Source organism: Fulvivirga imtechensis AK7 (assembly GCF_000331535.1).
In the GTDB taxonomy this organism is placed as follows: domain Bacteria; phylum Bacteroidota; class Bacteroidia; order Cytophagales; family Cyclobacteriaceae; genus Fulvivirga; species Fulvivirga imtechensis.
This window is the reverse complement of sequence record NZ_AMZN01000128.1, coordinates 37,616-47,675: the sequence shown is the minus strand read 5'-3', so window position 1 is coordinate 47,675 and position 10,060 is coordinate 37,616. Positions and strand designations below refer to the sequence as shown.

The following is a 10,060-nucleotide window of genomic DNA, read 5'->3' as shown; positions in this document are numbered from 1 at the left end:
CTATGTCATTATCCTCAAAATCAACTGAAAGTTGTTGGAAGCCTCGGGATGACGCCTTAACTTAAGAGCATTGTTCTCCTCCCAGGGAGGGGTGTAGTTTGCGTATATGAAACCATTCACGTTTACCGACCTATTTAGCCGCAAGCTTTACGCTTCAAGCTGCAAGCAAACCAGGACTCAACCTGAAACCAAATAAACAAGAAACCAGACGAAACCAGTAACCAGTCACAAGAAGCAACCAGAGATCAGCAACCAGCAACTAGCTAAACTTCACTTTTTCCTTGGTAAGATTTCGTTCATAAAGGTGTTGCATAATGCCATCTTTGAGACCAACATCGGGTACGATTATGCCTTTTGCTCCGGCCCACTCCATTACTGCAATGTAGATCTCAGAAGCAGGAATGATAACATCCGCCCGGTCAGGATTCAGTTGTAGATCATTGATACGCTCTTCCATAGTAAGTCCGCGTACAAATTTTTGAACCTCTTTTACCTTTGATAGCGTCAATTTATCACCAGGGGCTTTTTCGGCCAGCTCAAAGATCTTGTTGATGTTACCCCCCGTGCCTACTGCTATTACCTTATCTATCTTGCCGGCTATATTTTCAGAGACCCACTTCTTCATATTTTTCCAGATCAGAGGCGAATCATGATGCTCCAATCTGCGAACAGACCCTATTTTGAAAGACCGGGCGGTAAGTTTTTTGCCTCCTTTAATAATTGTTAACTCCGTGCTGCCACCACCAACATCGATGTGCAGATAATTCTTTTTGTTATCCAGAAAAGAACTAATAGCATTATTGATCAGCAAAGCTTCTTTTTTTCCATCGATAACTCTGATCTTTAGCTTCACATCTTCTTCTATCTCCTGCACTATGTCCGGTCCATTTTTAGCTTCTCGCATGGCAGAGGTAGCGCAGGCCATATAATCATCCACCTCATATAGGTCGATCAAGAGCTTAAAGGCACGCATGAGCTTTTTAAATTTTGTCTTTTTCGAAGGGCTGATGCTTCCGGTGTTAAAGACGTCCTGTCCAAGCCGGAGGGGAAAGCGCACGTACTCAAGCTTTTTGAAGTTAAGCTGCCCTTTGGTCCTGATCGTATTCGTAACCTGTAATCGTATGGCGTTGGAGCCTATGTCTATTGCTGCTAGTCTCAAATTGGAAAAGTTTTCACCATAAAATTAATAATCTATTGATTATAATAGAATTTTGCAGGATTATTTACAATTTTATATTTCAAAACAAAAACAAGGGGCTATGGATATTAAGGAGTTACTCACGAGAAGGATACTACTGCTCGATGGAGCTATGGGTACTATGATCCAGCGATATAAGTTGACAGAAGAAGACTTCAGGGGCGAAAGATTCAAAGATCACCAGTATTCGCTTAAGGGTAATAATGATCTTCTTTCCGTTACAAGACCCGATATTATTAAAGATATTCACCGGGCATACTTCGAAGCAGGAGCGGACATTGCTGAGACTAATACTTTTAGCAGTACTACTATTGCTCAGGCCGATTATCATCTTGAGGATGCGGTTTATGACATCAACTATCAGTCGGCGCGTTTGGCCAGAGAGGTAGCGGATGAGTTTACTGCTCAGCAACCTGATAAGCCAAGATTTGTGGCAGGTTCAATCGGCCCCACCAACAGAACAGCTTCATTATCACCGGATGTTAATAATCCTGGCTACAGAGCCATTAGCTTTGATCAATTGGCTCAGGCCTATAAAGAACAGGCGAGGGCATTGATCGATGGTGGAGTGGACATATTGCTAGTAGAAACGGTATTTGACACATTAAATGCTAAAGCAGCCCTCTTTGGAATATCTGAACTGTTTGAAGAAATAGGCCGGGAATTGCCGGTTATGGTGTCCGGAACTATTACCGATGCCAGTGGGCGAACCTTGTCAGGACAAACTACTCAGGCCTTTCTTATCTCCCTGGAGCACATGCCCCTGCTGAGCATAGGTCTGAATTGCGCATTGGGCGCCAAAGAATTGCGACCATATTTACAGGTGCTCGCAAAAGAATCAGAATTCTTCGTTAGCGCTCACCCAAATGCAGGGTTGCCCAACGAATTTGGAGAATACGATGAGACTCCTGAGGCCATGGCCGCACAGATAGAAGTATTTTTGAAAGAAGGATTGATCAATATCATTGGTGGTTGTTGTGGAACAACGCCAGAGCATATCAAAGCCATCGCAGAGGTAGCCGCTAAATATCCTCCGCGCCCGCTTCCCGTCATGGAAGTTCATTGAGAAATGCCATCGGTGTAGCCGGTGTTGCAGTTTGATGACATGATTAAAAGTGACACTAAATTGGAGCTTATCGCAAACCAATGATGAGTGCCATTGTTAGAATGGTGCAATTTCGTTGATGCTCTTTTTTACATTTTAACGATCATTTGGTATATTCATGTTATGGCAAGAACAATAATCGTATCTAACAGGCTTCCGGTTAAAGTACAAAAGGATAGCAAAGGAAACCTTCATTATAAACCCAGTGAAGGCGGGCTTGCTACAGGACTGGGATCAGTCTATAAACAGGGAGACAATGTATGGGTGGGCTGGCCTGGGCTGTATTTCACAGATGAATCCAATAAGAATGAAGCCTCCCAGCGGCTGAAAGAGGAAAACATGAGCCCCGTGTTCTTAACGGAAGAAGAGATACGGTTGTTTTATGAAGGGTTTAGCAATGAAACACTGTGGCCTACATTTCATTACTTTAATCAGTATGCATTATACAAGAAGTCTTATTGGGTAGAGTATAAAAAGGTAAATCAGAAGTTTTGCGACCAGGTGGTGGCGATAGCCAATCCAGATGATACCATCTGGGTGCATGATTATCAACTGATGCTCCTGCCTGACATGATCCGTCAGAAGCTGGCTGACGCTAGTATCGGCTTTTTCCTGCACATCCCATTCCCTTCATTTGAGGTCTTTCGCCTGCTTCCATGGAGGAAGGAATTGCTGGATGGCGTCATGGGTTCTGACCTGATTGGATTCCATACTTATGATGATATGCGTCACTTTCTCAGTGCAGTGAGCCGCATCAGTTTTTTGGGCAACCACCACGGGCAGATCATGAGAGACAGAAGGACAATTGTGGTCGATTCGTTTCCCATCGGTATCGACTACGATAAATATGCAGCTTCTGCGGCCTCACCAACTACACTGAGTAGAGAGGTAAAGTTCAGGACTTCTTTGGGTGACCAAAAGCTGATGTTGTCCATCGACAGGCTGGACTATTCCAAAGGTATCCCGGCCAGGCTACAGATCTTCGATATATTTTTATCCAAGCACCCTGAATATCAAGGCAAAGTTTCGCTGCTGATGGTAGTGGTGCCGTCAAGAGACAATGTGGAGAACTATAAGTCATTAAAGGAGGAGGTAGATCTGCTTGTAGGCCGGATTAACGGTAAGTACGGCTCTATGAACTGGACACCCATTCATTATTTCTACAGGTCTTTCCCTCTGGAGGATCTGTCTGCATTTTACCGCATGGCTGATGTGGCGCTCGTTACCCCTATGCGTGACGGTATGAATCTGGTTTGTAAGGAGTTTGTTGCCAGCAAACTAGACAAACGAGGGGTGCTCATTCTCAGTGAGATGGCTGGTGCTTCCAAGGAGTTATCAGAGGCGATCATAGTAAACCCTAACGATAAGCATCAGGTGGTGGATGCCATTTACGAAGCGCTGACTATGCCTGAGGACGAGCAGGAAGAACATATGGAATATATGCAGGATACGCTAAAGAAATTCAATATTCACCACTGGGTGAAGCTTTTCCTGGGTCGCCTCGATCAGGTGAAGGAAAAGCAGCGTAAGATGGCCACAAAAGTGATGGATATTCAGATGAAGGAGGATATGATCGATGCCTTTGCCAAGAGTAGAAGCAGGTTGCTATTCCTGGATTATGACGGCACACTGGTGCCATTTAACAATGATCCGCAGCAAGCCAAACCGGATAAGCAGTTGCGCGAGATATTGAAGGGCTTGTCAGAGTTAGAAAATACTCATGTGGTAGTAATTAGCGGCAGAGACCGGATGACTCTTGAGAAATGGCTCGGAGACCTGAACCTGGAGTTTGTCGGAGAACATGGTGTATGGGTGCGCATGAATGGTGAAGAATGGAAAACAATTGAAACACTGGATGCATCATGGAAGCAGGAGATAGGCCCTATTCTTGAAATGTATGCCGACAAAACACCCAGGTCTTTCATTGAAGAGAAGGATTACTCATTGGTGTGGCATTATAGAAAGGTAGAGACAGGTTTAGGTGAGCTTCGCGCACGCGAGATCATCAGTCACCTGAAGTATCTTTCAGTAAATATGAATTTACAGGTACTCGAAGGCAACAAAGTAGTTGAGATTAAAAACCTGGAAGTAAATAAGGGTAAAGCCAGCTCAAGATGGGTGGAGCGGCATAAAGATACCGACTTCATAATGGCCATTGGTGACGACTGGACTGATGAAGATACTTTCAAAGCCATGCCGGAGCATGCCTATACCATAAAGGTAGGAGACCTGCGCTCAGGGGCAAAGTATAGCGTTCGTGATTACGAAGCTGTGAGAAGCCTGCTGGAAAATATGCAGGGCGCTCTAAAAAAAGTTGGGTCTGTCTAGCTTTCTACTGATCCTATAGGCTGCGTTTACCAGGCCAACATGGCTATATGCCTGGGGGAAGTTGCCCCATTGACTGCCGGTTTTAGCATCTACATCTTCGCTAAGCAATCCCAGATGATTGCTATAGGTCAGCAGGTTTTCAAAGGCTTTAATGGCCTCGTCAACTCTTCCCGCACACGTAAGTGCTTCCACATGCCAAAAAGCACAGATCAGGAAGGTGGTTTCCGGTTCACCAAAATCATCCGAATGCTTGTAGCGGTAGAAAAGGCCCTCTTTGGAACGTAGTTCTTTTTCCAGTTCGATCAGGTGTTTTTTGGCTGCTTCCGAATCATTTTCCAGGTAGCCCATCATTATAAGCTGTAAATTGCTGGCATCAAGATTTTTGGAACCTATCGCCTGAGTATATACGCCACGCGTGGCATCAAAACATGCTTCTATCTTTTCTGATGAATCTTTTATGAGTTTCTCTGCCAACAGCATGATCTCCTTATTATCAAAGGCCTTTCCTATCTTATGAGCAGCTTTAGCGCCTGCCCAATGGAAAAGATAAGTATAGCAATGGTATTGGCTCAACGTTCGGAATTCCCATAAACCGGCATCGGGTTCGTCCATGAGTTGATCTATCTGCTTAAGAATGTCATGTATCAGGTTAAGGGAGTCTGATCTCTCCAGGTTGATGAATCTTCTGTCTACATACAAAGGAAGCAAGGCAGCCAGTAGTTGGCCATAAACGTCATTTTGTACGTGAGTATATGCTTGATTGCCAATACGCACCGGCTGGTTGCCCAAATAACCTTTAAGATCAAGGATCTGCTCAACAAGCTGCTCTTCACCGGTAATGCCGTATAGCGGCTGAAATCTTTCGCTGGACTTGACCGAAATATTGACAATATAATTGAAATACCGCTCTAACTCCTCAAAGTGGCCTATATTATTAAACGCAGTAAGCGTATAATATGCATCACGCATCCAGCAATACCTGTAGTCCCAGTTTCTGCCGCTGCCCGGGGATTCCGGCAGGCTGGTAGTGCCGGCAGCTATAATAGCCCCGGTGTCCTCGTATTGGTGGATCTTTAATACCAAGGCAGAGCGGTTGATCTGCGCCTGATGGAAGTTGCTGACGCTAAGGTTTTTTACCCATCCCCTCCAATATCGCTTCGTCATGTCCAGGAAGCTTTCGCAGGTGCTGGCCAGAGGGGCTTCAAGTGGGGCGCCATAGGTGAGCACGAGGTATTTTGTCTCATTAAGAACAATATCCCTGTTTTGTACGATATAAGAAAGGGAAAAATTGGAGGTAAGTCTAACCTCTTTTTCAAGACCAAGATATTCAATATGGTTGCTTGCCTCATATTGTGAAGGGGTGAGGTTGCCATAATCCGCTACCGGGTGGCAAATCACCTTTACCCGTGGCCGTCCCTGCAGAGGCTCGATCTTTCTTACAAGCATCAGCGGCTTAAAATACCGGTCGTACTGATGAAAGCGGGGAGCAAAATCGGTCACCCTGTAGGTGCCTTCAGCAGATGTGATCTCTGTGCAGAGGATATTAGTATTTTCCAGATAGTACTGACGGCTTTCCTTTATACCTTCCGAGGGTTGAATGGAGAATTCACCGCCTTTTTCGGAATCTAACATTTTACCGAATATAAAACTGCTGTCAAAGCGAGGCCAGCACATCCATTCTATATTGGTATTTTTGTGAATATGAGCCTGATAAGAGCAATTGCCGATCAGGCCATATTCATAAGTATGTTTCGTCATATACTAACGGATGATTTTTTATTTAAATAGTCGACTACCAAACTGCTTGCCCCAAGTATGGGGGCGCTTTGGTTTTGAAGACCCGAAGGTAAGACTTTTACTTTATTTTTGTAAATAGGCATAAGGTTAGCTTCCAGGTACTTTTTAGTAGGGGTGAATATCAAATCACCAGCGAGAGATAATCCTCCGAATATGAAAATGGCTTCCGGGTTTGTGTGTGCTACACTATCAGCAAGCTTGGACCCCAGAATTTTGCCGGTGTATTCAAATGCGGCCTTAGCCACCAGATCGCCTCGTAATGCTGCTTCGGTGATCATTTTAGTCGAAAGGTCGTGGAAGCTGATCCCCCTTAGCTCACTCTCTTCTATATAGTCAGCCAGTAGCTTATAAACAGTGCGCTTAATACCTGTGGCCGATACATATGTTTCGAGACATCCAACCTTACCACATCCACAGTGCCTTCCATTCGGGTTGACAGTAACATGGCCCAGCTCAGCAGCAAATCCCTCGAAACCGTAAATGAGTTCACCATTTGATACTATACCCGACCCTAAGCCGGTACCAAGCGTGATCATGATAAAGTCGCGCATGCCTTTGGCGTTGCCGTATATCATTTCACCCATAGCAGCGGCATTTGCATCATTGGTGATGATCACAGGTACATTAAAGTCTTTCTGTATGATCTCTACAATAGGTATAATGCCTTTCCATACCAGGTTGGGGGCATGCTCGATGGTGCCCCTGAAATAGTTGGCATTAGGAGCGCCAACTCCTATCCCCTGAATATTATAATTTTCTTTGGTTTGTGCCAGTCCCTGCCTGATGGCAGTGCCCAATTCTTTGATATAATCCTTGAAATCTGCGTGTCGTTGGGTGGGTAGTTTGCTCTGGTATATGACCTGGCCCTCGCTGTCTACAATGCCAAACTTGGTGTTGGTGCCACCAATGTCGATGCCTACGGTAACGTCCTTCATGATTGTTGGTAGTGTTTTTTTATGTGATATTGTACCAGGTCATCAATAGGCTCCTTAATGATTTTACCAACCATAATTCCCTTTTCTTCTGCAACTGGTTTTAAAATATCTTGAAAAATATGAGAAATAGCTCCTGTAAAGTGAGTTTTTACAGACTGATACTTAGTAAAGGTAGTAACATAAAGATCCATGAACTGGTTCATGCCCTCCTGGAGCATTTCCTGGAAGTACTCTTCATCTTTATACTTTTCGATAAACTTCATAAATGACGCCAGATATACATTGCCATAGGGCTTCATATATACATTTTCGAGAATATCGTCTTTTGAGAGATTATATCTTTCAGTAAAAGCCACGTGGATATGTGCCGGAAGCTTTTTGTACAGATACGCATTTAAAAGCTTCTTGCCATAATATGAACCCCCTCCTTCATCACCTAAAATATAGTCCAAAGCCGGGGTTTCCTGTCTTACTATATCACCATCAAAATAGCATGAATTAGCGCCTGTGCCTAGTATGCAGGAAATGCTGGGAGTGCCTTCGTAGGTGGCCAGGGCGGAAGCTACTATATCATGATTTACATAGTGATGCGCCCTGGGGATCACTTTTGAAACCGCCCTTTTTACTATCATCTGAAGGCTTTTACTGCCGCAGCCTGCACTGTAAACAAATGCTGCTTCAAGGGTGTCAGCATGATTGGTTATGTCAATAGCAGATCGGATGGTATCGGCAATCTTTTCTTCGCTGTGAAAGAAAGGATTAATTCCATCGGTGCTTACCTGCTTAATGATATTAGCATCGTCAACAAGCCGCCAGTCACACTTTGTAGAACCACTGATACCAATTAGAATCATATAGACAAGATTTTTGCTATTCTCAATAACTCAGGATCGATCTCTCGCTCCTTATTCATTGTTGTTTCAAAATCATTGTAAACGATCTGGTGATTTCTAACGCCCACCATCACGTCAGTTTTCCCCTGTATCAGGCCTTCCACAGCCGCTATCCCCATCTTACTGGCCAGCACCCTGTCAAAGTAGGTAGGGGAGCCGCCTCGCTGTAAATGACCCAATATAGTCACTTTTGTATCATAATAACTAAATCTCTCATTTACTTGTTTAGCGATTTCCATGGCGCTTCCACTTTTTCCACCCTCTGCTACTACTACCAGACTGGATCGTTTGTCGCTTTTGTCAAGCATTTCAATGAGCTCATCAGTGGTCATTTTCTCTTCAGGAATAATAGCTGCAATAGCTCCTCCGGCAATACCGCTATTGATAGCAATGTACCCGGAATCACGACCCATCACTTCTATAAAGAATAACCTGTTGTGAGACAGTGCCGTATCACGTATTTTGTCAATAGCCTCGACAGCAGTGTTGGTGGCTGTATCATATCCTATGGTGTAGTCAGTGCCTGGTAGATCATTATCTATGGTGCCCGGGATACAGATCACCGGTATGTTAAATTCCTGGTAAAATTTGTGAAGACCTGTAAAGGTACCGTCACCGCCTATAGCCACCAGGGCATCTATATTCCTTTCTTTTAAATTTTCATAAGCTTTCTGACGGCCTTCAGGGGTCCTGAACTCTTTGCTTCTTGCTGACTTTAAAATGGTACCCCCACGCTGTATAATATTACCTACCGACCGTGCATCAAGAGGCACAATGTCGTTATCTATCATTCCTTCGTAACCTCTGTATACAGCAAAGACCTCCTTGTCGTAATAAATGCTGGCCCTTACCACAGCCCTGATCGCTGCGTTCATTCCGGGTGCGTCACCACCGGAAGTAAAGACTGCGATTCTTTTTATTTCGGTGCTCATTAATTATTTTTTATATTTGACAAATCAAAGTTAGTGTAAAAGATACACTTAGGCAATAAAAAAATTGAATCAGATAATTTCAAATAATCTCAATCCCCATGTTTCAGTTGACTGCGTCATCTTTGGTTTTGACGGAGAACAACTCAAACTATTGATAATAGAACGTAAGCCGAAAGATGCTGTTTCGGCTTTGCCCGGTGATCTAATTAAAGATAACGAAAATCTTGATGAGGCGGCATGTCGCGTGTTGTATGAATTGACAGGTTTGAAAGATATTTACCTGAAACAGTTACAGGCATTCGGTGATCCTGACCGTATCAAAGACCTTGCTGATGTCAGGTGGCTTCGTGATGTCCGGGAGGAGCCTCTTACGCGAGTTATTACCATAGCATACTATTCGCTGGTGAATCTGGCAGAATTGGCGCCCCGGCCTGCATCATTTGCCAAGGAGGTTAGATGGGAATTGGTAAAAAAAGTAGGGAAACTGGGTTTCGATCACAATTACATAGTTGATAAAGCGCTGGAGCAATTGCGGCTGAATCTTAAATATGATCCTCTGATCGGTTTTGAGCTTTTACCTGAGAAATTTACCCTGCGACAGCTTCAAAAGTTATACGAAGCAGTACTGGATCAGCCTATTGATAAAAGGAATTTCCGAAAAAAGTTTTTGACTGCCAAAATAGTGGTTTCGCTAGATGAAAAGGAGCAGAATGTTCCTCACAAACCGGCACAATATTACCGGTTCGATCGCAAGCGCTACATGCGGATCAAAGACCGGTTTTGGTTTTGATGTTTTTTGACCGCAGAGAATGTAGTAATCAGTTCACAGTTTTCAGTTCACAGTTCACAGTTTTCAGTTCACAGTTTTCAGT

8 protein-coding genes are annotated in these 10,060 nt (G+C 44.0%); 3 read left to right on the top strand and 5 right to left on the bottom strand.

Annotated elements, in window-relative coordinates; genetic code table 11:
* Window positions 1–259 precede the first annotated feature (259 nt).
* On the bottom strand, window positions 260–1,159 hold the full coding sequence (locus C900_RS26450; protein ID WP_009583523.1) for a Ppx/GppA phosphatase family protein: 900 nt from the start codon (window positions 1,157–1,159) through the stop codon (window positions 260–262).
* Between the two features lie 100 nt (window positions 1,160–1,259).
* Between C900_RS26450 and C900_RS26445 the strand changes: the two genes are divergently transcribed.
* A complete protein-coding gene (locus C900_RS26445; protein ID WP_009583522.1) occupies window positions 1,260–2,264 on the top strand; it encodes a homocysteine S-methyltransferase family protein in 1,005 nt (334 codons plus the stop codon).
* 162 nt (window positions 2,265–2,426) lie between these two features.
* The gene (locus C900_RS26440) at window positions 2,427–4,631 is read left to right on the top strand and encodes a bifunctional alpha,alpha-trehalose-phosphate synthase (UDP-forming)/trehalose-phosphatase (RefSeq protein ID WP_040497623.1); all 2,205 of its coding nucleotides are present in this window, start codon (window positions 2,427–2,429) and stop codon (window positions 4,629–4,631) included.
* Here C900_RS26440 and C900_RS26435 read toward each other — a convergent pair.
* Genes C900_RS26435 through pfkA form a run of 4 tightly spaced genes read right to left on the bottom strand, consistent with a single transcriptional unit; the run spans window position 4,608 to window position 9,188 of the window.
* Entirely contained in the window at window positions 4,608–6,389 is a 1,782-nt protein-coding gene (locus C900_RS26435; RefSeq protein WP_009583520.1) for a glycoside hydrolase family 15 protein, read from the bottom strand. The genes C900_RS26440 and C900_RS26435 overlap by 24 nt on opposite strands.
* Window positions 6,386–7,363, bottom strand: a complete 978-nt coding sequence (locus C900_RS26430; RefSeq protein ID WP_009583519.1) for an ROK family protein — start codon at window positions 7,361–7,363, stop codon at window positions 6,386–6,388. The genes C900_RS26435 and C900_RS26430 overlap by 4 nt, the downstream gene beginning before the upstream one ends.
* On the bottom strand, window positions 7,360–8,217 hold the full coding sequence (locus C900_RS26425; RefSeq protein ID WP_009583518.1) for a hypothetical protein: 858 nt from the start codon (window positions 8,215–8,217) through the stop codon (window positions 7,360–7,362). The genes C900_RS26430 and C900_RS26425 overlap by 4 nt, the downstream gene beginning before the upstream one ends.
* Complete coding sequence (pfkA, locus tag C900_RS26420) at window positions 8,214–9,188, bottom strand: 6-phosphofructokinase (protein WP_009583517.1); 975 nt, start codon at window positions 9,186–9,188, stop codon at window positions 8,214–8,216. The genes C900_RS26425 and pfkA overlap by 4 nt, the downstream gene beginning before the upstream one ends.
* Window positions 9,189–9,252: 64 nt before the next feature.
* Here pfkA and C900_RS26415 point away from each other — a divergent pair, with 64 nt between their 5' ends.
* The gene (locus C900_RS26415; RefSeq protein WP_009583516.1) at window positions 9,253–9,978 is read left to right on the top strand and encodes an NUDIX hydrolase; all 726 of its coding nucleotides are present in this window, start codon (window positions 9,253–9,255) and stop codon (window positions 9,976–9,978) included.
* Window positions 9,979–10,060 lie beyond the last annotated feature (82 nt).